Origin of the sequence: Mesorhizobium sp. B2-1-1 (assembly GCF_006442975.2) — a bacterium.
GTDB lineage: Bacteria > Pseudomonadota > Alphaproteobacteria > Rhizobiales > Rhizobiaceae > Mesorhizobium.
The window spans coordinates 5517571-5543386 of sequence record NZ_CP083954.1 but is presented as its reverse complement, the minus strand read 5'-3'; the positions used below and the strand labels follow the sequence as shown (position 1 = coordinate 5543386).

General features: G+C 58.4%; 12 protein-coding genes and 1 pseudogene. 8 read left to right on the top strand and 5 right to left on the bottom strand.

The annotated features are described in order from the left end of the window. Window positions 1-202: 202 nt before the first annotated feature. Window positions 203-1393 (top strand): DDE-type integrase/transposase/recombinase, encoded by a 1191-nt coding sequence (locus FJ972_RS26900; protein ID WP_226880449.1) that lies wholly within the window; start codon window positions 203-205, stop codon window positions 1391-1393. A gap of 236 nt (window positions 1394-1629) precedes the next feature. On the opposite strand, the gene FJ972_RS26895 is transcribed toward FJ972_RS26900, so the two are convergent. Together FJ972_RS26895 and traA are read right to left on the bottom strand one after the other, a co-directional pair. Further along, complete coding sequence (locus tag FJ972_RS26895; protein ID WP_140525535.1) at window positions 1630-1836, bottom strand: helix-turn-helix transcriptional regulator; 207 nt, start codon at window positions 1834-1836, stop codon at window positions 1630-1632. Between the two features lie 127 nt (window positions 1837-1963). Then, window positions 1964-5017, bottom strand: a complete 3054-nt coding sequence (gene traA / locus FJ972_RS26890; protein ID WP_140525536.1) for a Ti-type conjugative transfer relaxase TraA — start codon at window positions 5015-5017, stop codon at window positions 1964-1966. Window positions 5018-5189: 172 nt separating this feature from the next. On the opposite strand from traA, the gene FJ972_RS26885 reads away from it, so the two are divergent. The 6 genes and pseudogenes from FJ972_RS26885 to FJ972_RS30385 all read left to right on the top strand — a co-directional run. Then, window positions 5190-5516, top strand: a complete 327-nt coding sequence (locus FJ972_RS26885; protein WP_140525580.1) for a conjugal transfer protein TraD — start codon at window positions 5190-5192, stop codon at window positions 5514-5516. Window position 5517: 1 nt separating this feature from the next. Further along, on the top strand, window positions 5518-5760 hold the full coding sequence (locus FJ972_RS26880) for a conjugal transfer protein TraD (protein WP_140525537.1): 243 nt from the start codon (window positions 5518-5520) through the stop codon (window positions 5758-5760). Between the two features lie 303 nt (window positions 5761-6063). Then, window positions 6064-9864, top strand: a complete 3801-nt coding sequence (locus FJ972_RS26875; RefSeq protein WP_140525538.1) for a zinc chelation protein SecC — start codon at window positions 6064-6066, stop codon at window positions 9862-9864. Window positions 9865-10281: 417 nt separating this feature from the next. Then, complete coding sequence (locus FJ972_RS26870) at window positions 10282-13668, top strand: helicase-related protein (protein ID WP_140525539.1); 3387 nt, start codon at window positions 10282-10284, stop codon at window positions 13666-13668. 15 nt (window positions 13669-13683) lie between these two features. Further along, window positions 13684-17046, top strand: coding sequence for an Eco57I restriction-modification methylase domain-containing protein (locus FJ972_RS26865; RefSeq protein ID WP_140525540.1), 3363 nt, complete (start codon window positions 13684-13686; stop codon window positions 17044-17046). A 385-nt stretch (window positions 17047-17431) separates the two neighbouring features. Continuing rightward, window positions 17432-17633 (top strand): annotated as a pseudogene (locus FJ972_RS30385) (OST-HTH/LOTUS domain-containing protein); the annotation flags it as partial. Between the two features lie 17 nt (window positions 17634-17650). On the opposite strand, the gene FJ972_RS26855 reads toward FJ972_RS30385, so the two are convergent. From FJ972_RS26855 to FJ972_RS26845, 3 genes are read right to left on the bottom strand one after another with little or no spacing between them, the layout of a single operon-like run. Beyond that, window positions 17651-18967 (bottom strand): McrC family protein, encoded by a 1317-nt coding sequence (locus FJ972_RS26855; protein WP_140525541.1) that lies wholly within the window; start codon window positions 18965-18967, stop codon window positions 17651-17653. Next, window positions 18967-21447 (bottom strand): AAA family ATPase, encoded by a 2481-nt coding sequence (locus tag FJ972_RS26850; RefSeq protein WP_140525542.1) that lies wholly within the window; start codon window positions 21445-21447, stop codon window positions 18967-18969. Before FJ972_RS26850 ends, FJ972_RS26855 begins: the two co-directional genes overlap by 1 nt. After that, window positions 21444-24719 (bottom strand): TM0106 family RecB-like putative nuclease, encoded by a 3276-nt coding sequence (locus FJ972_RS26845; RefSeq protein WP_140525543.1) that lies wholly within the window; start codon window positions 24717-24719, stop codon window positions 21444-21446. Before FJ972_RS26845 ends, FJ972_RS26850 begins: the two co-directional genes overlap by 4 nt. A 106-nt stretch (window positions 24720-24825) precedes the next feature. Here FJ972_RS26845 and FJ972_RS26840 point away from each other — a divergent pair, with 106 nt between their 5' ends. Further along, the gene (locus FJ972_RS26840; RefSeq protein WP_140525544.1) at window positions 24826-25809 is read left to right on the top strand and encodes a helix-turn-helix transcriptional regulator; all 984 of its coding nucleotides are present in this window, start codon (window positions 24826-24828) and stop codon (window positions 25807-25809) included. Window positions 25810-25816: the final 7 nt, after the last annotated feature.

Here is a 25816-nt window from a genome sequence, read left to right as displayed (position 1 = left end):
ATTTCGGATGATTGTGTTTGGTATCTTGCGCATGTCGTCCATTCCTCGACTGTATCACAGCGTGTGTGACAGTCGAGGTGGGTCAAACCCTTGGAAAATAACGCTTCAGGAAAATCAGCGGCTTAGTGAGCGACCCGAGACATAGGTGACGTTTTGTACCGGACACATGGGTAACACTTTTGGCTTTTGGCCGGAGGTGTTGATGCCGTGGAGAGAGTGTTCGGTGATGGAGGAACGTCTACGCTTCGTGGCCCGTCTTCTGGACGGGGAAGGCATGAGCGATGTGTGCCGGGAGTTCGGCATCTCGCGCAAGACGGGCTACAAGATCTTCAATCGCTACAAGGATGAGGGCCTTGAGGCACTGACGGACCGCTCTCGGCGGCCGGTGCGCTATGCCAACCAACTGCCGGTCCAGATCGAGCGGATGATTGTGGAAAACAAGCAAGAGAAGCCGCACTGGGGCGCCAGGAAGATCAGGGAGTTGCTGATCAGGAAACTGGCCGGCGACGTGCGCATTCCGGCCAAGAGCACGGTTCATGCCGTGCTCGACCGCCACGGCCTTGTGAGCCAGGCCCGCAAGAGGAACCGGGCGAACAAGGCCGCGGGCACGCAACTGTCACAGGCGATGCGGCCCAACGATCTCTGGTGCGCCGATTTCAAGGGCGAGTTCAAGCTCGGCAACGGCCGCTACTGTTACCCCCTGACCGTCACCGACCAGGCTTCACGCTATCTGCTGGCCTGCGAAGCCCTTGAAGCGACAAAGGAGGTTCCAGTCATCGAGGCTTTCGTCCGGCTGTTCAAGGAACGTGGCCTGCCGGAAGCGATTAGAAGCGACAATGGCCTTCCCTTCGCAAGCCCCAACGGCCTCTACAATCTATCGAGGCTGTCGGTGTTCTGGCTGAGGCTCGGCATCGCCATCGAGCGCATCCGGCCTGGCAACCCGCACGAGAACGCTCGCCATGAGCGCATGCACCGCACGCTCAAGGCCGAAACGACCCGGCCGCCGGGCATGAACACCCTCCAGCAGCAGGCCAGGTTCGATGCTTTCATGAGCGAATTCAATGACGAGAGGCCCCACGAGGCCATCGGCATGAAGGTGCCAGCCGAGCTCTACAGAGGCTCTTCAAGAGCCTATCAAGGTCTACCCGAGCTGGAATATCCCTTCCATGACAAGGACATCCTCGTCACCGCCTGCGGCCGCATCTGCATGCACAGGAAGAAGATAAACATCTCCACCGTGCTCGCCCGCCAAAGGCTCGGCATCAGCGAAGTCGACGACGGCATTTGGCTCGTCTCCTTCATGCACTATGATCTGGGGTATATCGACTTGGAACAGAGGACCTTGCAGACCATCGACAACCCGTTCGGCACGAGGTTGTCACCCATGTCTTAGGTACATTCTGTTACCTATGTCTCCGGGCCGTACATAGGGGGAAATGGTGCCAGAGGCGGAATCGAAGTGTAAGCTATGTATTTGATTTTAATTAGAAATCGTCAGTAAGGGTATTGATCGATACCCTCAAAATTACCCAATCTAAAATCATACCGGTGCTTCGGTTCCATTATCCACAGAAAAAGCATGGCAAGATGATATAGATGCTATCATTTCACCAGCTCTCGCAATCGGATTTAATCACCCTCTCGCCTCGGCCTCCAAGATACCGGATCCTCCACCCACCGATTGATATCGGATTCGCGCCATCCCGCACCGTTTAAGCTGATCTTGACTTGGGCCGGGAACGTGCCTTCGGCGATCTTGCGATACATGGTTGAACGGGACAGGCCGGTCCGGGCAAGGACAGTTCTGCTGCGGATGATGCGATCGGGTTCGGGCATGGCTCGCCTGTCTCCTCCTGAGTGCCTCTGATATTTGATGGTTCACACGAAACAGGCTGCATCGGTCAGGCAAGACGCATTCCCGCCCCACCGCGATGTGGCGTGGAAACGGAGGCAAATCGGATGGTCAGATTCCGATGCCTTTGCCTCGGCCGAGCCCGATGCCATAGTTAAAGGCGAGTTCCGCCCCGAGACGACGGCCGGATTCGATCCGAATGCCGAGCGCCTTCTTATGATTGGCCAATAGGGATTCAAGCTGAGGATCGCGTTCGAGGCTCTTGGCCATATCGGACATGGCCGAACGCGTTGACTTGTAGCCGGACATGTCGCCGGCCTGATATTGCTCCTGTCCCGTCCGATCGAGCTTTTGCCAACGTTCCACAAACCGGTCGGCGCGGCGGCCTGGGTCGATGTCCATCCCGGTGCGGATTTCCGTTTCAAGCTGGAGAGCGAGCACGATGCGGTTGACGCGGCCGGCCCCCGCCTCGCGGACAAGTTCGGGATTCTTCACATAAGCCGCTTCGGCATCGCGCCAGCCATGTGGCCGCACCTTCTCGAAAGCGGTACGGGCATCCCTCAATTCGCGCATCTGCTCGGGACTGGCCTGGCCATCCGCATTTCGAGTAGTGAGGATCGCGTCGATAGCGCGCGCGTGACGAACAAGCGACTGGGTGCGAGCGCTGCGCAACGCCGCTTCCGCGTCCACCGGCATATCCGTGTCGCGCGACACTCCCGTGGCGGGAGTTCTCCTTTCGGGCGTGGCGCCAACATCTCCGATCCGCGCCCCAACATTTTCCCTTCCCGGCCCAGATCCACGGTCCTGCCTGGGCTCGCCGTCTCCGGGCGAGTGCAACCCGTCGACCAGCCCGCCGATCCTGTCGCGCAACTTCTCCGGAATGATCCGGCGCATGATCTCGACCACGCGCTCGCGGAACGTGATGCCGCGCCGCTCGGCATAGTGTTGCGCCGGGTCGAGCTGCTCGTAATCCGACGCCATGTCCTTGGCGCGGTCGCGTGACAGCGTCTGGACGAGGCGTTCGTGGGTTGTAAAGTCATCGCCACCATAATGCAGGTCCATGATGTCCCGATGCCGCGACAGGGCGACGTAACTGCCATGCGCATCCATGCCCGGCGTGGCGAGCACATGGGTGCGGTCGACGGTCATGCCCTGCGCCTTGTGAATGGTTGCGGCATAGCCGTGGTCGATGTGCGCGTAGTCTTTCAGGTCGAACCGTACCGAGCTGCCGTCGTCGGTCCGCACGGCCATACTCTGTGTGCTGACTTCCTCCACGATGCCCAGCGTACCGTTCTTGACGCCGAGCCCGCGCTCGTTGCGCAGGAACATGACACGGTCGCCGCTCGCGAAGGCCCTTGCACCGCGTTCCACATTCACCTGAACCTCGTCGCCGAGATCGCCAGCAGCGCGCATGCGATCGCGCGCGGCCTGGTTGAGGGCGCGCACCTCGTCGTTTGTGTGGGTGAGGATAATCCGGCTTGCCTCTGGATGCGCCCGCCTGTCGCGATCCCAGCGCTCGACGAGTTCCCCTCGCGCTTCGTCGCGCGTTGCAGCTTGATGCACCATGCCTTGCGCGTCGTAGGCGCTGACCGCAGCGCCGATCCTGCCGGTTGCCAGATCGCGCGTTGCATCGCGCTGCCAGTCCTCGCGCTGCCGGCGCACCTGGCCGATTTCGACGCCGCCGTGTCGCTCGTGGATAGAGCGGAATGCAGCGCCGGCTTCGATTGCCTGTAGCTGCTGCGGATCGCCGACGAGGACGACTTTTGCGCCAACGTCAGCCGCATGGGAGAGCACGCGCTCCAACTGGCGCGTGCCGACCATGCCGGCTTCATCGATCACCAGGACATCGCGCGCGGTGAGCAGATCCCTGCCCTGTCCCCAGCCATGCTCCATGCTGGCGATGGTGCGTGACGGGATGCCTGATCCGCCTTCCAGATTCTCGGCGGCAATGCCGGAGAGTGCGGCACCTCGAACCTCGTAGCCCCCCGCTGCCCATGCCTGGCGCGCAACGCCCAGCATGGCGCTCTTGCCCGTTCCGGCAAAGCCGACGACGACACCAAGACCGCGACCGTCGGTGATATGCGCCAGCGCATCGCTCTGCTCGCCCGTAAGGACAAGCCCGCGTTGCGCAGCCTGCGCCAGTGCTGCCTCGCGATGTACGTCATTCACCGCATGACGCTCGTCCAAATCGATACGCTCTGCCGCGCGATGCAGGCGCTGTTCGGTGTCGATCATCTGCCTTGTGGTGAAACGGTCTTCGCCGCGTCCGTCCTTGCCGAGTTCGACCAGATCGGGCGCGTTGCTGATGGCTGCCACCACCTCGTTGAACTGCTCCATTCCGTCGCTGTGGCGATGCGAGAACTTCGCAATGTCTTTTCGGATAAAGGTCGACTGCTGATGCGTGATGGCATCCAGCGCCACGGATGGATCGGCAATGATGCGCGCACCATTGTTGCGCGCGATCTCGCGATGCAGTTCGGCGCGATCCGCTTCAATGTCGCCAGCAGCAAGGCCACTGCCCTCGATGCGTTGGGCCGGTGCACCAATCTGGGTTTGCGGCTCGAGCGCAATGCCCTGCGCTTCCAGACTGCGATGATCGATGCGGGCGTCGATGTCGAGTTCGGCCAGACGCTCATTGGCCAGCTCGGCCCACCGCTCGCGCCAGCGCTCGACCAGTTCGGTGCGGTTCCAGTCTCGAACCTTTGGACCAAAACCATTCTGGTCCACGGCCCGCATGGTGAGCATGACATGAGCATGAGGTTTGGGGCTGCCATCCTCCGCCCTGTCCCAATGCACATTGAGATCGGCGACCATGCCCTGGCTGACAAACTCGGCTTGAACAAAGTCGCGCGCCAGTTCGATGCCTTGCGCCTGGCTGAGTTCGCGCGGGAGGGCAAACTCCACCTCACGAGCCAACTGCGCGTCGTTGCGCACCTCGAACGCCTCGACATCGTTCCACAGCCTCTCGCGGTCGCGCCAGGCCTCCGGTGCATCCTCCGGCAGCATCACCTCGGAATGGAGGACACCGCGCTTGGCCGAGAAGTCATGCGTGCGATCAATGCGCTCGTCGCGCAGCCGCGAAGCCGAGCGGTAGGCGGCGGACGCGACAGCGCTTGAGCCTGCCTTGCGGCCAATGACCTTGACGTGAAGATGATAGATCGCCATCGCGACCAGATCATTTGCACGGCAAAGCGTACGTCGGCACGACGTATAAGCGCGCCCTCCCTCGAAAAAATCTCGGGATGGACCAGCCCGTCCCGGGCTGTCTCGGCAACCCTGAAGCCTTCCGGTGGACGCTCAACTATCATCCAGAGATCGACAATCAATGGAGGTAGACATGCGCAAACCACGGAACTTCGACGCGGAACTGAAGGCACTGGAAGACAAAGCGCGGGAACTCAAAACGCGAAAGGTGCAGCAGCTTGGCGAACTGGTGATCGCCACCGGCGCCGATCAGCTCAATACCGACGAACTGGCCGGCGCATTGGTCGCAATTGCCGAGACGAAAGACACCGCAAAGCGTGAGGCGTGGGCCAAGCGTGGGGTGATGTTTTTCGAGAGCCGACCAAGGCGAATTGCTCCGGCATCTGAAAGCAACCGGCGCAGCGCTCCAGCGCAACCGGGCGGCACTCAATCGACGGCAAGCGGCACTGGCTCGGCATGACATGCGCACGTGTCAGATCGAGCGTCGCAAGCGCACACGGCAGCTCATCGAACTCGGCGGTCTCGTCGTCAAGGCCGGGATAGTCGATCTGACCGGTGACGATCGCGCCATGATGTTCGGCGCGCTCATCTGGATGGCGGACAAGCTCCAGAGTGAGGACGGTCAACGGGCGCGCGAACTGTGGGCCGGAAAGGGGAAAGCGACGTTCGCAGTGGTAGAACGGAATGAAAAGCTGGTGGGCTAGCGAACTTAGCGGTTTTTGCCGCAAGAGGCGGGCGGCGCTACGATATTTGAGGTCTCCGCACCGCCCGGTTGGTGCCAGCGGTCGATTTTGCGATGCATCATCTTGAAGGTCTCGATGGGGCCGAAACGGACGGTCGCCTTTAGAGGAAGGTTTTCGATTGGCTGCCATTCGCACCTGCACTGAATTTCGCGGCCAGAGCGGAAATGAGACATAACGGGAACATACTACTCGCTAAACTTGTGCAGTCCTTTATTATCGGACCGGTCTGACAGCCATTGCTGTCGAGAATTTTACGAGTGGTCCATGGAACGCGAAGCTCCCGATATTCCGCCACTGTTCGAACAGATGCTCAACTCGCAACCAATGTTTGGGTTCGGCGGGATGAATCTTGCCAATGTTGCTAAAGAGCACGAGATCGCGCTGGGAAAGCTCTCGCAGTTTCAGCCAGTCCAACTGGCCGCAATCTTTGGGGGGTTGCTCACACAGCCGATCCTGCAAGCCAACTGCGTCCGGCTGGAAGCGCTGGTGCATCTTTCACTAGCGATAGGCAATGGCTCCAAAAAGCCTTCATCCAAGGTTGTCGGGCCCATTTTCGCAGAACTCGGGCGAGGTATGACCGGTCGGCTAGAAGACCCGGCAGAAGATATTTTTGTTTCTCTGATCGTGACCCCTAGGGGAGATTTCAGGCTCCTTGAAGGTGTCTGGGAATCAGCTGGCTTTTATACCCAACGTCTATTGAACACGCTGGAGCGTTTGCCAGACAACGGTGTTTTCCGTCTCCTTCGAAACCGTGTGTACGCGCTCCTCGCTTTGTCGGAAGCTGTGTGTCAGCGCGCGGGACTGAAGCGATATGCAATCGGCGATGAAAACCCCCATCTGCTGCTGCCGCGCACTCTACGAGATCGGCTTGGCGCGGTATCGCAAATCGTCAGATTTTCGCGGGAGGATTTGTCGGCGCTAGGCATCAGCCCCGACGATCTCGCCGAATTTGGCTTTGATCCGCGTCGCAGGCTCGATCTGCAATCGGACCAAATCGGAAACTCGCTGCTGGAGCGGTATCCCGTAGTCTTCTCCGAAGCCGATACCTACCTGATCCTGCCCAGTGCGGTTAGCGCTTCCTTGCGCCGCTATGTCATCGAGACGATGGAGCTCTTCGAACTACGTGAAGCATTCGCTGCGACACTGGCGCACGAATTCGCCGATGCATTTGCAGAATTGCCTCTATTAGGCGGTGGTTCAGGTGCTGAGCTTGAATTTCGAAAAACCGAGAATGGGATGTTGGCTGGTGTAACCATGCGCGCCGATGCTGGACGCTTTATCAACCTCATCTTCTTCTCCGACACGCTGGATGAATTTGCGGAGGGCGGCCTAGTCGGAATTTTCCCTCAGAAAGAGAAACGCGATGGCTTGGCGTCCGATGTCGATCAATGGATTGACTTTGCGTGGCAACAGGCAAGCGCTAGCGAAGGGTTCAAAGGGGGCGTCACGTTCCTTGTCCCATGCGGCCTCGGGAGAGGAGTCGTCGACTTCTTCAGCGAAAAGGCGAGAGAGAATTGGCCCGTCGAGTTTGTCGGGGCGTCGGATTTATTCACGCTGAGTTGGATTCCCGATTTCAAACCCCTGTCGTTGTGGCGCCTGCTGGACGGGCGGAATCGCCTGGCTGAAATGGGCGTAGAGCTGCAAAACATAAACGGCCTGTTGAATCTGGTCGCGTGGGTTCGACAGCTAGGCGGCCACCTTGTCCCTCATGCCAGCCTGCCTATCGAATTCGGCTTAGGAGACGGGCGCAACTTCGTGATGATCGAGCAAAACGGTCTGCTGAAGACGCGCAAGGAAGTCGCGGAAATCTGGGATGTGCACTCATGTCGGGACATTGAGGGCCACTGGATTCCAATCCGCAAAGAACGAGCCTCTATGTTTGCTGAAGACAACGAGAAGTCGTTCTATGTTGCGGTCACTGACACAACATCTCGCTGGCCGCTCGGGGTCTTCGAAACGGCTCAGCGTGCTTGGTGGATTCGCCTTGTGACCGACGAGGGCGTGGCCGGGTCGATGGCCTTCCAGCACTTTCAAACGCTTCGGACTTGGATTTGCCTAATCGCGCCAGTTCTTGAAGTGGCGTTCGAGACGATTCCATCTGGTCCAGTTTTGCTGAGAGCGGCGTTCAAGGGATCCCTCGGTGATCGCCGAGCGGGGATACCAGATGAATTCATGACGTTGGAGGCGACGTTGGGCCTCATAAGTTCATCAGCGCATGGGTCCACTGTCGACCTCGAAATCGCTGACGGATTTGACCATGCAGTTTTCAACCCGGAAAACGTGGCCGAAACTGCCTTCGTTCAACGCATTGTCGAAGGGTTTGCTTCCCTCTCAGGCATCAGTCTTGACCAAGCTCGCTGTGGAGCACTCTTAAGCGAGATAATACCGGGACCTGACGCACGTCAGAGCCACCCATTCCCTGCACGAAATTTCCGCGACTTTGTTCAAAGGTCAGCTGGACGGCCCCCCCTTACTATCGACAATGATGACGGCGCGTTGATTAAGCTCGGGCTTGGATGGCGCGTTCGCGCGCGAAGCGAAGGCGGCGACATCACTGGACGAGAGGCCTGTACGTCATTCCTCAACAGGCTGGTGAAAGTGCTGGAAGACGATCTTTGCGCGAAGCTGAGATCATTCGATCGAAAATCTTTGATCCGATTTGCGCTCTTAAACCACGAACGTGCAGCGCTTGATCGAGAACGATGGCATCGGACGGCCGCAGCTGTTTTAGCTCTTCACAAAGATCGTGACGCTACGCTGGAAGGCATTCTGCACCATGAGGCCGAGCTTAACGCTGTCTTCCAAGCATCCCGCCTGTTGGTTGAATTCGCGATTTGCGAATGTCCGCTTGACGGCGGAGCTATAGCTGGCCGCTTAGATGTGTCGCGAATGATGGCGACGATAATGATGATCGGAGGTATGGGCGGCTGGTCCGACGCAATTCGGTGGGATGCGATGGAACCTAGAATTCAGGTTACAGCGCTGGGTGACGTCCAAGCGAATGTGTCCTTCCAAGAAAATGTACTTCAGCCGTTCGGACGTGCAACCACTCGATCTCGGATCGACAAACGGGTTCGCGATTACGCGCGCAATCTGAAGGAACCGGAATTTCAGGAAACCGACGATCTTGAACTTGCATCCAATTTCTTGGTTGCCCTCGAAGAGCAGTTTGGCGCGTCACTAGATACGATACGCAAGTTCGTCGATTTCGTAGAAAATCTAGGGATTCGTAGAACCCAAGCCGTCCTCGAATTGCGGCGTAGCGACGTGTTGAACGCGGAGTTAGATGGTGTCGATCTGAATCGGACCCAAGTCGAAAATCTGGTCGCGTTTCTCACGTTTAAGAGTCGCTCGTCATGGCGTGAAATACCGGACGGCTACCATGCCAAGGACCTCTTTCCTTGGCGATTTCGACGGCGGCTTTCGATACTGCGAAAGCCACTGATCCAAGTCGATGACGAAGCTGATCCTACGTTCTTGGTCGCTCCAGGAATCCTACGAGACTCATTCGTCTACATGTTCGGTAACTACCACCGAGGAGATTTCCCGATATGGCAGTTGTCGCCCGCTATGAAGCGATGGGCTGGGGCATCGCGAGACCGGCAAGGGTCTGAGTTTGCTCAAGAGGTATCGGCGCGGCTCAAGGAACTTGGCTGGCAGACGGAAACAGAAGTTCCTGTAACGAAACTGCTTGCGAAAGGGTTCGAACGCGACTTTGGCGATGTCGACGTCTTGGCGTGGCGCGATGACTCTCCCAGGACTCTGTTGATTGAGTGCAAAGACGTTCAGTTTCGCAAGACAGAAGGCGAGATTGCCGAGCAGTTGTCCGATTTCCGTGGGGTGACCCGATCTGACGGAAAACCGGACCTGCTCCGTAAGCATCTTGATCGCGTCGATCTGATTTCGAAGGAGCACAAAGCGCTCGAGCGATACGTGAACCAGAGTGGGAGCTCCAAAATCGAAGGACACCTAGTGTTCAAGCACATGGTCCCGATGGAGTATGCCTGGGAGCACATGAGGGAGCGGATCGCTCTGCATGTGTTCGATGATCTCGATAAACTTTGAGGATTTGCGGAAGACGAAGTCGTGGTCCGCTGCGGGTGCAGCGGGAAAGCTCCGGATCCGACGAGTGGGTCAGGGGAGGCGCGATAATTGGCTCATTACGGAGTTTCGGTCTGGTTGTCACCGACGTTGAGGACGCCTGCCGGCGCCTGAAACTCTTCGCGCATGCTGACCGTCCGCAATTGGAGATAATGCAACGAGAAGGGGAAGTACCGCCGATGGAAGCCTACAGCTGGAGGGTCCCGTTTAGACCAAGCTTGAGGCTGGCGAAATATCGTTTCATGTTCCAACATGAAATCAGCGCGACTCAGTGGCATCAATCGCTGCTGGCGCTAGTCGAAGCCAGTAGCGTTTTTGACAAGAAAGGGCTTGGCGAAGGGGCACGCCTCTTATCGGGGCCGGTCGATCGGGAGGGTTTAGTTGCCACGAATATTCGACAACATAGAATCTGGCCTCCTTCCCGCTCTTCGTCAAACTCTGCAGATTTCCGCCCGCGGTGACTTCTGCGTAGGCTATTTCAATCTACGCGGCTGGAAATCGATCGACGACTTGATTTCCGCGTGGTCAGGCGGCGACGGCAACCAATGCCGCTTGCTTGTAGGAATGCAGCGCCTTCCGCAGGATGAATTGCGGGTTGGATTAGGCACAGGCAAGGAACAGCAGCCCCTCGATAACCAGACCGCGCTACGCCTTAAGAAGAAGCTAGCCGAGGAATTCCGGGTTCAATTGACCCTAGGCATGCCGAACAACGCCGACGAAGCCGGCTTGCGTCGGTTGGCCGAGCAACTGAAATCTAAGCAGGTCACGGTTCGGCTTTTCCTGAAGCATCCGCTACACGCGAAGCTTTACCTTCTATTCCGCCCTGACCCTAATAACCCGATCACCGGCTTTTTGGGTAGCAGCAACCTCACTCTTTCCGGCCTATCCAAGCAGGGCGAGTTGAACGTCGATGTGCTTGACCATGATGCCACGACCAAGCTCTCCAAGTGGTTCGATGATCGTTGGTCCGACCGCTGGTGCATCGACATCACCGATGAATTGATCGAGGTCATTGAGGAAAGTTGGGCGCGTGAAGAACCGCTCGAACCCTACATGATCTACGTGAAGATGGCCTACCATCTCGCCCAGGAAGCGCGTGCCGGCCTCAACGAGTTTCGAATTCCACCGGAGTTTGGGAAGCGCCTCTTCGCTTATCAGGAGGCCGCGGTAAAGATCGCGGCGCATCACCTTAACAAGCGTGGCGGCGTCCTGATTGGCGACGTGGTCGGCCTCGGCAAGACGCTTATGGCTACCGCTTTGGCAAAAATCTTCCAGGACGATCACTTCACAGAGACGTTGATCATCTGCCCGAAGAACCTCGTGAAGATGTGGGAGGATTACGTCTCGGAATACCGCCTGATCGCCAAGGTGCTTTCGGTAACACGGGCCACCCGCGAACTGCCGGATCTTCGCCGCTACCGCGTTGTGCTGATCGACGAGAGCCACAACTTGCGAAACCGAGAAGGACGCCGGTATCGGGCGATTCAAGAGTATCTGGCGGAGAACGAAAGCCGCTGCATCCTTCTTTCCGCCACTCCCTACAACAAGACTTACGGCGACCTTTCAAGCCAATTGCGCCTGTTTATTCCCGATGATCGCGACATCGGCGTGCGCCCAGAGCGCCTGCTTCAGGACATCGGCGAAACCGAGTTCATCCGGCGGCACCAATGTCCGGTTAGATCTCTCGCGGCTTTCGAGAAGAGTGCTTACACGGACGATTGGCGCGAGCTGATGCGCCTCTACATGGTTCGTCGCACACGCACTTTCATCCAGGATAACTATGCACAGACCGATCCTGTAAATGGGCGAAAGTTCCTCACGTTTGAAGATGGGTCACGTTCCTATTTCCCGGAACGCGTGCCTCGCACGCTTCGGTTCAAGATCGACGACAAGGATGCCGCCGATCAGTACGCAAGGCTTTACGCTGCCCCGGTCGTTAATGCGATCAATGCCATGCACTTGCCACGCTACGGCATGGGAAACTACGTTGCGGCAAAACCCCACAAACCGCCCACTCCAAACGAGGCAAAGCAGCTGGATGATCTTTCTCGCGCCGGCAAGCGCCTAATGGGGTTCTGTCGCACCAACCTCTTCAAGCGGTTGGAAAGCAGTGGTGAGGCCTTTCAGCAATCGCTAGAACGCCATGTCCTTCGAAACTACATCTTCCTGCACGCTATCGAGAACGATCTTCCTTTGCCGCTTGGGACACAAGACGCAGGGCTCTTAGACACCGCCAACTACGACGAAGATGTGGATGACCAAAGCGCCGACGCTGAACTGTTTGCCGAGGGGGAAGACGAGAAAACGCAGGACTCGGAAACACTTAATCTGCGCGACGAGGCTGCCTTCCTGGCGCGAGCTGCGGAAACCTATCGCCTCTATGCAGGCCAGTTCAAGCGGCGGTTCAAGTGGCTTCGGCCCGACCTGTTCGTAGCGCAGCTGAAGAAGGACCTGACGACCGACAGCGCTCGGCTTCTGAAGATACTCGATGATTGCGGCGATTGGGACCACGCAAAAGATACCAAGCTCGCCGCCTTGCTCGAATTGCTGACCAAGAAGCACCCGAAAGAAAAAGTGCTGATCTTCTCGCAGTTTGCAGACACCGTTCGTTATCTTGAGCGGCGGCTTAAGGGGGCCGGTCTGAAGGCAATGGCGGCCGTCTCTGGGGAGACTTCGGACCCGACGAGCTTCGCCTGGCGGTTCAGCCCGAGCAGCAACAACAAGCGCGACAAGATCAAGCCGGACGACGAACTCCGAGTGCTAATTGCCACTGATGTGCTTAGCGAAGGCCAGAACCTTCAGGACGGCGCAATCCTCGTGAACTACGATCTCCCGTGGGCAATCATCCGGCTCATCCAGCGTGCGGGCCGTGTAGATCGCATCGGGCAGAAGGCCGAGAAAATTCTCTGCTACTCATTCTTGCCGGCTGATGGCGTGGAGCGCCTGATCCAGTTGCGCTCCCGCGTCCGCCAGCGCCTGAAGGAAAACGCCGAGGTGGTGGGAACCGATGAAGCGTTCTTCGAGGATGAAGGAGAGCACGACGAGCTTGTCGATCTCTACAACGAGAAGTCCGGCATTCTCGAAGGCGAAGCGGAGGGAGAGGTCGATCTGGCTTCCTACGCCTATCAGATCTGGAAAAACGCGATCGACGCAAATCCGGCTTTGCAGAAGTCTGTCCCGGAACTCCCTTCGGTCGTCTATTCCACCAAAAGCTACACGCCACAGGACGGGCGCCCCAATGGCGCTCTCGTCTATCTGCGCACAGCCCAGGGCAACGACGCTCTGGCGTGGGTGGACAAGGACGGCAAGAGTGTCACCCAATCTCAATTCGAAATACTGAAAGTCGCGGCTTGCGAGCCGAACACACCGGTTGTCCGACGGCAGGAAGAACACCACGCCATGGTGTCAAAGGGCGTCGAGCATATATCTGCCGAGGAGAAGCAGGTCGGCGGGCAGCTCGGTCGCCCATCCGGTGCGCGTTTTCGAACCTACGAACGGCTCAAGCGTCACGCTGACAAGGTTAAGGGCACGCTGTTTGATCTGCCTGAACTCGGCAGAGCCATCGAAGAGGTATACCGCTTCCCGTTGCGCCAGTCGGCAACCGATACCTTGAACCGGCAGATGAAGACCGGCATTAGCGATGACAAGTTGGCCGAGCTGGTCTTGGCGCTTCGCGAGGAAGATCGGCTTTGCCTGATCCAGGATGAAGAAAACTCTGGCGAACCGCAGATCATCTGCTCGCTCGGGCTAGCGCGGCTGACGGTGTGATGAAAGGGGCTGGGGATGGACTTCAACGCCGGTAAAGCAAGGAAGCTGCTGGAGCAGTTCGACTTCGCGAAGCTCTTCATCGAGGAGTTGGGCTGGGATCGGCACAGCGCCGACCTCTCAGTCCCTATCAGCGGTGCGACCTACACGCTTCGTGCGGTCGCCGAAAAGCGCGGGATGGTGGCTTGGGTGTGTCAGGCGCCGACCGGGCAGCAAATCCCGGATCGGGCCGCCCGAAAGAAGATCGAAACGCAAGTCGCCAAGACGACGCTCGAGCATCTCATCATCTTCACGGACTCGAAGCACGCCGAGCAGATCTGGTGCTGGGCGCGGCGTGAGGCCGGCAAGCCGGCTTCGGTGCCGGAACACTTCTGGTACGCCTCATCGGGCAATCGCGGCTTCCTGCAAAAGCTCGAAGCCATCGCGTTCTCACTTTCGGAAGAAAACACCCTTACGCTCGTCGATGTGACAGCGCGAGCGCGCGCCGCCTTCGATGTCGAGCGCGTTACGAAGCGCTTCTATGACCAGTTCAAGGCCGAGCATAAAGCCTTCCTCGATTTCATCAGCGGCATCACGGAGTTGGCGGACAAGGAATGGTACGCGTCACTGATGCTCAACCGGCTGATGTTCATCTATTTCATGCAGCGGAAGGGCTTCTTGAACGCCGAGCGCGACTATCTCCGTGACCGGCTTGCCCGCTGTCAGAAGGAAAAGGGCCAGGACAAATTCTACTCGTTTTACCGATACTTCCTGCTGCGCCTCTTCCATGAGGGGCTTGGTGGCAAAGCGCGCAACCTGGAACTCGACAAGCTGCTCGGCCGCATTCCCTATCTGAATGGCGGCCTGTTCGAAAAGCACCCGATCGAGGAGCGCTGCCCCGACATCAAGATTCCGGACGAGGCCTTCACTCGCATCTTCGCCTATTTCGACCGCTATCAGTGGCATCTCGACGAGCGCCCGCTGCGCAACGACAACGAGATCAATCCGGACGTTCTCGGCTACATCTTCGAAAAATACATCAACCAGAAGCAGATGGGCGCCTACTACACGAAGGAGGACATCACCGAATATATTTCGAAGAATACGGTGATCCCCTTCCTGTTCGACGCTGCAAAAACAAAGTGCAAGGTCGCCTTCGAGAATCCGGGCGGGCCGACGATCTGGGATCATCTGCGCGACGATCCCGACCGCTATATCTACACCGCCGTTAAGCACGGCGCACAACAGGCGCTGCCACCTGCGATCGCAGCCGGCATCGAGGACGTTTCAGCGCGAACGCAATGGAACCAGAAGGCGCCTGCCGACTTCGGCTTGCCCACCGAGATCTGGCGCGAAGTCGTCGCGCGGCGCACCCGCTATGCCGAAGTCCGGGCGAAATTGGCGACGGGCGGGGTCCGTGAGATCAACGATCTCATCACGCTCAATCTCGACATCCGGCAATTCGCCCAGGACGTGATCGAGCGCTGCGAAGGGCCAGACTTGCTGCGCGCCTTCTGGAAGGCGATCGAAGGCGTCACTGTTCTCGATCCGACCTGCGGCTCCGGCGCGTTCTTGTTTGCCGCGCTCAATATTCTCGAACCGCTTTATGAGACGTGCCTGGACCGGATGGAAGCATTTGTCGCCGATCTTGAACGGTCGGGCGAAGTCCACGCGCCGAAGAAGTTCGAAGACTTCAAGGCGACGCTGACGAAAGTCGGCGCGCACCCGAACGCCCGCTATTTCACGCTGAAGAGTATCATCCTGAACAACCTCTTCGGCGTCGATATCATGGAAGAGGCAGTCGAGATCTGTAAGCTCCGCCTGTTCCTGAAACTTGCCGCCCAGGTCGATCCCGATCAGAAGCACGAGAACCTCGGCATCGAGCCATTGCCGGATATCGATTTCAACATCCGCGCTGGAAACACGCTTGTTGGTTATGCGACGCTTGCGGAACTGAAGAAGTCATTGACGAGTAAACTCGACTTCGATGATGCGCTTGGAAAAATCATAAAGAGCGCAGCCGATCTGCAGCAGACGTTTGATGCTTTCCGGGCACGACAGATCCAAGGTGATGGCACAGTTCCTCTTGATGATAAAATTGCCCTCAGGATGCGTCTGGCAACGCTGGAAGGCGATGTAAATCGAAACCTTGCAATAGAAGCGGGAGTTAAGATTTCTGACGTTTCATCTTATAGGACGTGGCTGAAGGCGCACAACCCCTTCCACTGGTTTCTCGAATTTTACAGGATCATGGAGAGCGGGGGGTTCGATGTAATTATAGGAAATCCGCCGTATGCGGAAATACCCCGTGACATAGATCGTCCCCTGTTGAGACGTACATTTCGAAGTGCGTTAGAGCGATGGAGCCGAGACGAAGACCTTTATACTCTGGTTGTCGAGAGAAGCCTAAAATTGCTTCGGTCGGACTCTGGCCAGTTTGGCATGATACTGCCACTTTCAGTTGCATTTTCGACCAAGCGGCCATTCATAGAACTAAGGAAAATACTGAGTGCCGAAGGGACACTGGCAACGTGGTCGCATTTTGATCGCATACCTAGTGCTCTTTTTGGTAATGAGGTCAGAACGCGATGTTCAATCACGCTCTTCTCACGGGCATCGTCCTCAAGACCTCATCGAAATGCGACAACAGCGCTTCAGCGGTGGAATGCTGAATCCCGGGATGCTTTGTTTTCTGTGCTTCGATATGCAGAATTCGACGTTGAGACTCTAACGCGCGTGCCGAAAATCGGGAGCGACGTGCAAGCGAAGACATTAGCACATCTCACCTCGCGACAGTTGCCGCTTGGGATTGAACTTAGGGACTCAATCTCGTTCCCCACGCTTTCATCTGTGGCACCAAAGTTTCCACAGCCCGCCGTCTATGTTGGTGGTACAGCGTATAACTGGTTTCCGGCTTGGCGAGACATTCCGGAAACGACAGATATGAATGGGAAGCCATCTCTTCCTGCACGAACTGCCGGCTACCGATTCAGGACGCACGAAGAGGCGAACATTGTATTTGCGTTGCTTTGCAGTTCCCTAGGGTATTGGTGGTGGTCTGTCGCATCAGATGGCTTCAATCTTAAAAAGTGGCTGCTCGACTGCTTCCCGGTGTCATCGACTTTATTCTCACCCAAGTATAAGGCGGAACTGGCCGTGCTTGGTGCTGTTTTGCGAACTGAACTAAGGAAAAACTACGTTTACAAAGACAACCGTGGTCGGATTGGGAATTATTTTCTTCCTGGATGTGCCGCCCAAATAGTGGCCATTGATGACGCTATCGAACGTTCGGGTATTGGCATAGTTCCAGGCTTTTTTGCTGACATTAGAGAGCACAACGCCATTTTCGCTCGGTCAGGACTGGCCGACGATGGAAGTGACGACGAGACAGACTACGAATGAGGATCGCGATTTTCGCATGGGGATCGCTGATCTAGAACCGCCGAGAGCTTGCGATCATGGAAGACTTCAAACTGGGCGGACCGCTTCTCCCCGGTGAATTCTGTCGCGTGTCGGGCGACCGGCGGCTGACGCTGGTGATCAACTAAGCCTTAGGCACTCCTTGACCGACCTACGTCGCCGAGAGCGCTTGCGGTGACCTCGATGCGGCGCTGAAGAACCTATGGGTACGGGAGGGTTCGCAGGATGAAGTGCTGCCAAAGAACGTGCGAACGCACGGGCGGGTAGGCTTTGTCGAAGTCGCGTCGGGCCATAGCAGCGGCAAGGCCATTGACCGCCATCCAAAGGCCATCACCGCGCGAGTCCTACAACTGCCTCCTCGTGCCCATTAGGCACCCAGCTTGCCAACCTGGCTTCCGATTTCGATCCGCGAACGTTCGGCTTCCGAAAATTGAGAGATCTGGTGCATAAAACTAATGCATTCGACATCGACCCACCCGGAAGGCGGCAGTATGCGAATTCGCATCAAGCCTTCCGTCAGCAACCGATCCTCAACGAAGACGTCTGCGGGATCACGGTCCAGGGGTTGAAATCGCGGGGGGTGGTATCACTGGGGAACCGAATGCTCCTTCGTGATCGCGAGGAGTATGGTGTTTCTCAGGCGTGTCACCATGTCCTTTCCTTCGGCCACGTCGACGCTTGCAGTCTCGAGGACCGTCTCCAGACCCGTGATCAGGAACTGCGCCTGAACGCCCTCTTTGTCGCCGAGCCCCTCGTGATGGGGATAGAGCAGAGTCAGCCGGGGTGCCTTGTAGAGATGGGCATACGCCATCATCTGGTAGACGTCACTTTGAGAAACATCCTGCTTCCGATCGTCAATTCGCGCAGATATCCGCTTCCATTTTGTGTCGATGACATGAGCGACCTGTCCAGCGCGCCAGATTAGGATGTCGGGTATGGTTTGGAAAACCTCACGGCCGTCATCCAAGGAGGTTAGGCAGTATTTTCTCCCACTCTGCCGCGTAACGCGAAATTCGGTCCCGGCTAGGGCACGCGTGACAAGTCGACCTACGTATTCCTCGAAAAGCGCGTTCATCTCGAACAGGAGCGCCGTGCCTTGCCCTGCACCGCTGTTGGTCCTTTGGTACCTGTTCCGTAGAAATAGCTGTGCGATCCCGAAAAGATCCTGCCACGCGCGATTGGTGCGGTCGGTTAGGACTTCCCCCCATTTCAATGCCGATGCTGGAATCTTCATGATATCCGCATACACGAAGGCCAACTCACGCAGGCGCTGTTGATTTGCCGTATTGCGCGACATTCGGGATAGGTGCGCAACAGCTGCCTTCATGATGCGGTTGAGGGCTATGTCTTCCGACAGCTCATCGAAGCGACATGCAAGCCGCCCTGGGTTCGCCGCGTGGCAGGTGAATTGACGCGCCACATCGAGTGTGCCGCGTAGGGCCGGTAGGTCATCCTCCTGGCTGATATATCGCCGGGGCATGCCACGGCGGACCGCTTCGGTCAGCTTGTCGCAAAAGATCCGGATCAGGATCTCGAGAAGCGTCTCACGCTGCCAGTCGAGATCAGTGATGCGCCCTGTCTCGATCTTAAGATCCCGTGCAACCGCGAGCATGTGAACAAGACGCTTGCGGATTTCGCCTTTCTCCTGCGTGGACCCTTCGGTCATTCCGACATCGATCTTGGGTAGGATCTCGAGACTGCAATCCTGAGCAGCCAGCACTCCAACCACGCCACGCGCCCGCAATTCATTTCGTCGATCTTCCAGCACCCCGCTGCTGCCTCGGCCCGAGAAGGGTGAAGCTTTGGCTTGTGAGACCAGCCGGCTGGCAAGTTGTGCTGGAATGCAGCCCTCCCCATCACCATGAGGCAGTGCCTTCCATTCAAGCACAGTATAGGAAGGCATCAGACGCTGAACTCCGAGAAATCGAACTGATCCCTCACCTTCCAGCGCAGCTTAGGGCCGGAAAAATCGTCTATTTCCAAGCCAAAGGGCGCCTTCAGCTCCTCTCGCGTTAAGAACCTCCCTGGGCTGGAGCCTGAATCCCCCAGAACCGTGGCAACTTTCGACCAATCTTCATAGAAATATTCTGCCAGTAACGGGATGACCTTGTGACGCATAACCTCTTCGACAGCGTCGCGCGTAGCGCAACCAGTGAAGTAGGCGTGTCCGATCTGATGTTCGCGGTCGAATAGATATTCAATGCGGTTGTTGATCGTCATCAGGAGCTTCTGCAGGTCGATCCCGCCTACATTCGTCGAAAGGACCAGCGGGTTCGGCATCAGTTCGCGGAAATCGAAGCGGCGGCGTAGCGCGGTGTCCAGAAGGGCAATAGATCGGTCGGCCGTGTTCATAGTGCCGATGATGTGCAGGTTCGCCGGCACGCCAAATGGCTTCTTCGAATAGGGCAACACCAGGCGGATCTCGTTCTGCATGCCCAGCCGCTTGTCGGGCTCCAGAAGCGTGATCAACTCACCAAAGACCTTGGAGATGTTTGCACGGTTGATTTCGTCGATGATCAGGACATGATCCCGTGCTGACTGGCTTGCGCGAGGTGTCTCCTCACCGAAAACGATTGCTTCCAGTGCGTCCCAGTCCACGAGCGACTGGTTCAGCTTATAAACTGAATGGCGTCTGAAGGCATTCGAGTAGAAGCGACTGCGCTCAGTCCCTTCGTCGTTGCGCCAAAGCCACTCCACATGACGCCGGTGCGGATGGAATGCAGCATCCGGATCGTAGAAATATCCGCCGGCAACTTTGCCAAATGCTTGAACCCGGTCCCGTCCATCAGAGACGACGACGTAGTCACCAACCTGCATGTCGGCCCTGAACGAGAAGGTGATCACGACGTTTCCATCATTGCCGGTCGCTTCAGGATCCTTCTTCGTTCTCCATTCCGAGAAGATTTCGTTGAAATCGTCGAACCGTTCGTCTGACCAGTCAATGTCCCCGCCCCAACCAACATGGATCAAGCCGTGATCCAAACCGAAGCGGATCCTGTCATCCTCGACTTGCCGTCTTCCAAGCGCGACCTTGAACACCCGGGCGGAACGGTCAAGCCGTGCTGATGTACCCCCATCCGGCCGGTCAAGCCTTGCCCGCTCGCTGACTCGCTTGAACACGCCGTCATGGGGTTTCAGACGGAAACCAGTGCTGATTTCCACCTCCTCGGGCCCCTCACCAGCTTCGTCTCCGGTGCTTGGCCGTAGGCCTTCGACGAATTCCTCGTAAGACATCGATTGGTGGAAGGTCACGAACTCGATCCGTCCTTCGCTCACCAGCCTCCGATACTCGGCCATCAGCGCGTCACGCTTTTCGTCGCCCTGAAACGACGCCGCAAATTGCTCGCCCAGACAAAGCCGGACTGCTTCCCAAGCCGTCCGATAGGTCTTGCCCGTTCCGGGTGGTCCGTAGAGGAGCAGGTTGGTTGCCCAAGGCGTTGGCTTTGTTGTTGCTTCTGTCACGGTGTCCGCCTGCGCTTGTGATCCGAGCTTGTAGGTGAAAATGGTCGAGCTGCTGGGGTTCGGCTCGGTATGGGTTGGGGGCGGCACCTTGGCCAATTGCTGGAACTTCTCGCCACCAAGCGCGCTGCAGATGTTCGGGAATGCGTCTCGCAGGCCCATTGCTTCGGCGATCTGGCTGGCGCGAAGCGTCACCTCGGGAGCATCGCGCTCTCGTGCAGGCTCTATGAAGTAATTCAGCGCGCAAAGACGTATGCGATCTGCGTCGCGTATAAGGTGATCATAGCGTTCGGGAGGAGGAACGGGCCTGTCATCTTCGTCCACAATAATGAAGCCAGCGTTGTGAAGCCGCGCGGCTGCATCTGTCTTCTGACCCCAGCCCCCGTTGAGTTCGGTTTTCTTCAGTAGGAAACCGACAACTGGCTTGGTCGGATACACACGACTGTCGCGCTCGCGCGTGGAGCGCACCCAATAGTCGCGCGGATCACCAAAACGACCGAAGACCTCTTCGCCCTCGCCATGGAGGCGATAGCGGTCAAATGCATCCATCGCCCCTTCGACTGCATGGCGCGAGACGACAACGGCCATGTCGCCAGCGCTCCCATTGGCTGGAATACCTAGCGCTTGAGCAATCTCCTCGCCGATTTCGTAGCGTTGCAGTTTTTCTGCGCCGTAGCGCAGGTAATTCACGTCTCCACCGGCCAAGGCTTGGCACCGTGCGGCAAGCCCGTCAATCAACATGGCACGAGCAACCACAAGGATATCCTCAGTCTGAAGTGCATCTTCGGCGCGGTTGCTCGCCCCTTTGGGCTTGATTTTGAAAACCGATCTGCGCGTAGCCCGGTCGCCGTGCCGCACAGGCTGATAGGGCGCGCCTTCAGAGTCGTAAAACACAACGCGGCGGGACTGTGTAAGTGCGCTCATGGCATATCCCCTAGAGCACAAAGCGTGTTCACTAGCCGCATCTGTTCGACAGTCTCGCACTTCGCCTCGCGCAGGCGCGGCGCACCGAAGACCAGCGCCAGGCCCTTGGCGCGAGACACTGCCACATTGATACGGTTGAGCGAGAACAAGAAGTCCATGCCGCGTGGCGTTTCTTCGGCCGATGATGCGGTCATCGAGACCAGGCAGACGGGCGCTTCCTGCCCCTGGAACTTGTCCACGGTGCCGACGCGGATGCCCTCGGGCAATGCGTCGCGCAGGGCGTTCACCTGTGCGTTGTAGGGTGCGACGACGATAATGTCCGACTGACGTATGCGTTGCGTTGTGCCGTCTTTGTCCGTCCATGTGCCCGACAAGAGGTCATGCGCAGCAGCCTTGATGGCAGCGACTTCGTTCGGCGCGATCTGGGCATTGCCCTCATGGGGCACCGACACCCAGAACGCACCTGCCGTAGGGAACGACGTGTTTGTGACGGACTGACGCGCGGTGTCGGGGTGGCTCGTCAGCCGTCCCTCATAGACCTGATCGGAAATGAAGCGACAGACCTCAGGATGCATTCGCCGCGAGGCTGGCAGGAAAATGCCACGATCAGGCGGAACCGTCGCATGATCGCCCAGCATCCAGTCGAGGCATGACAGGTTCGCCGGCTCAGGATGTGCCCCTTGAATGACCTGGGGCAGTTGACGAGGGTCGCCGACCATCACGATGTTACGGGCTGCTCGCCCCATCGCGATCATGTTGGCAAGACCTACCTGTCCCGCCTCATCCACGAACAGCCAGTCGAAGGCCTGCACGTTCTCGTCGCGAGCGAAAAAGAAGGCAGTGCCGCCCACGACATGTCCGCTGCCTGAGGCTTCGGCATTGTCGGTGGTGCGGCGGATGGCACAGCCGTCGGGGTAGCCGTCGTCGACGCCAGAGACTTTATGGACCAGGTCGAGGGTGATCGGCAGGCCCTGGTCCTCGAGCGCACTGAGACAGCCCATCAGCACGTTGCGGATGGCCTCATGACTGTTCGAGGCGACGCCGACGCGATGCCCATTTCGCACCAGCGACAAGATTGCACGAGCGGTGACGTAGGTCTTGCCAGTGCCGGGCGGTCCCTGGATCGGCAGGACAGTGCCGTCCATCGCGGCCACGACCGCCATCGTGCCTGCGATCGGATCGGCGCCGTTCAGAAGGTTGGGCGTCGCGCCGGTCAGGCGTGGTGCCGCGCGGGATAACAGATCGTCGACAGCCGTGAGCCGGCGGGCCCCGCATTGATCGGCGATCACACCGCGCAGGGCGGCGGCAATCACGTTGGTGTCCAATGGCCAGTCCGGGTGTAGCGTCAGACGATCCGTCAAGAGATGCGCCTTCGCTGCACCCACCTTGACCGTGATGACGCGCGCGGCCAGGTCGAGAGCCTCGATGCTGATCGTCGCGGGCGGTCCGTCATGGACTGGCACCGTCGCGCTCTTGCCATCCCGCAATTTCGTCTCCTGCGGCGGGAAGCGGTAAGTACGCGCCATAGAGCGCTTGACGGGTTCAGCTGCGCCCAAGGCTTCCAATCCGGCGAGGGCGTCGAGGTCGTCGATCAGATCATCCTCATCCTTCCCCACGCTGTCGAACACTGCCCACTTCGCGGGCTTCGCTTCGCGCTTGTGGAAGAGGCCGAGGTTGAACAGCATCTCCTGCCGGTCTTGCGGCAAGCCAGAGGCTGCGAGAGCAGAATGCAGCGCCTCAGTGTCAGCATCATCTTCGGCTTCCTTGGCGTCCGCGTCCTGGCCGAACGTCGGCCAGCGAGTTGCGGGTCGAATGCTGACCAGCCAATCCCGCAGTTCCTCCGTCGAGATGCAGTCGACGCGATTATAGTCCTCTATCTCGTCGAGGATCTGCTGATCGCTCGTCTCGCGCCAGCGCTCATAGGCGACGACCGAGCCCCCAGCCGTCTTCACCTCGCCATCACGCTTGCGGCCATAGAAGGCCTCCATCGACTTGATGGAATAGTTGGCTTCGGATCCTATCAGCGCTCCGCGCACGACGGCGAACAGATCGACGAAGCGGCGCTCACGCAGAAGGCGATCAAGGAATGCTTCGCCAATCCCATACTTCGTGCTCAGCCGACGAAGCGCAGTGGTCTCGTAGGACGCGTAGTGATAGATGCGCGCATCCGGATATGCCGCAAGACGCGTCCGGAAGAATTCAAGCAGTTCGGCCAACGCCTCCGCCTCGGCAGCGTGATCGTGCCCCCAGAACGCGCGGAATTGTCCGTCGAACCAAACGCCATGCAGGTACTCCAGACCACCTTCAAAATGCGGATCGCCCTCGATGTCGTAGAAGATATCGCCCGCCTGCGGCGCGGGCAGCAGATCAAACCCCTTGCCGAGCTCCGGGGTACGCAGTTCGAACGCGGGTGCGCCAGACTTCCGGGCATGTTGCAGTCGGGCTTGGGTCGCGAGGCGAACACGCGTGTTTTCCGCCATGCCGCGGATCAGATGATCGAGGCTGGCGAGGGCTTCCATGGTTTTGATGCCTGCCGCTTCCAGCTTCTTCACCTGGCCACGGCTGATGTTGGCTACGTTGAACAGGCTGTCTTCCGCATCCCAAGTGTTGGTGCAATGATCTCCCCAACGGCAAAGGCTACAATCAGCGCAGGGAGTCGGACGTGTCGGCTGCGGTTCGGCCACGAATCCTTCGAGCCTTGTCCGCGCCATGCGGGCATAGGCGGCGTAGTCAGACAGCCGCAAGGTTGCGCGGGTCCTGTCACCTAGCTCGACATGGGCGAACTTGGGCGCCACACCCTGAATTTCAGTCAGCAGGTCCGAATAGAGCACCAATTGCAGCACGTGCTTGGGGTGTGGTCGGCGCTTGAGCTTGGTGTCGGTCACCTCATAGCTGAACGAGCCGAGCGCCGAAGGCTGCTCGACGCGTTCCAGGAAATCAGACCAGCCACCCCAGTTGCCTGACAGGAAAGCCCCCTGAAAGACAACCTCCGGCCCGGCCGCCAGCGCTGCACGCGTGGTCTCGGCGTCGTGGGCAAGATTGCCCCGCGCAATTTCCACGACACTGCGACCCGTTGTGTTAAGTCGCGCGAGATGCGCCGCCTCGTGAGCATCGCCCTGCTTTTGCAACAGCGCTGCATCCTCGGTGTCCTCGCGCGGCGTCGGTCCAGCGCCGCGCATATAAGCCAGATCCAGCGTGGTCGCGTGCGCGCAACCCATAAAACGCATGAGATCTGACGCCGACAGCAAGGTGCGGTCGTCGAGATTCCTCATTCAAGCCCCAATCATATCGCCCGCAGATCCCCCCAAGGAGTCTCCTCGACAGATCGCACCTTCATCAATAGTTTATGACGGTGTCAATTGCTGACATGGGGGATTGATGTCTTTTGCAAAAGCGCAAGACTTACTCCGGCTTGCTCAAATTGCTGCATCGCGACGCGGCGGCATCTGCCTGGAGGAAATCTGTAGCGAATTCGGTATCTCGCATCGCACAGCCCAACGCATGACCGAGGCGCTCGACGCAACCTTCGCGAATGTGCAAACGGAGGATCGCGAGGACCGGCGGCGGTATTGGCGCCTGGACGCGCGCCCACCCGAGCGGCTGCAACCGCGACAGGAAACCATCATAGAGGCACTTGAAATCGCCGCACGACTTGCGCGCGACCAAGGGCGACTGCGTCATGCGCGCGCGCTGGAGGATATGCGCGACGGGCTATTGGCACGCCTGACACCCCGCGATGCCCGACGATCCGAGGCCGATGCTGAGGCCGTACTGGCCAGTCTTGGTCAGGTGATGCGCCCAGGCCCGACGGTCGCCTTGCGGCCTGATGTAACCGATGCGGTGATCGAGGCGTTGCGCGGACCGTTTCGCCTCCGCGTGATCTACGGCCCTGCGGACGCCGAGCCCCGGGTAATTGAGCCGCACGGCCTGCTTTTGGGCCACCGAAGCTACCTTGTGGCACGGCAGCCTGCGCGCGGCGAGACGATGCTGAACTTCCGCATGGACAGGATCCATGCCGCTGAGGTGCTGGACGAGAGCTTCGGATTTGCGACTGGGTTTGGCCTCGATGACTATGCAGCCCAAGCTTTCGGCGTCTACCAGGATCCTGAGCAGTACGGTGAAGTCATCTGGCGCTTTGCCCCGGTGGCCGCCGAACGCGCCGCCGAATTCCGCTTTCACCCGACGCAGGTCATGGAGCCGCAGGAGGACGGTAGCTTGATCGTCCGGTTTTACGCGGCGGGTTGGCTGGAGATGGCCTGGCATCTTTATCAGTGGGGCGACAAGGTCGAGGTGGTTGCGCCGGACAGGCTGCGGGCATTGGTCGACGGTCATCGGCGGCCGGATTTCGACGCCTTGCCATGATCGGATT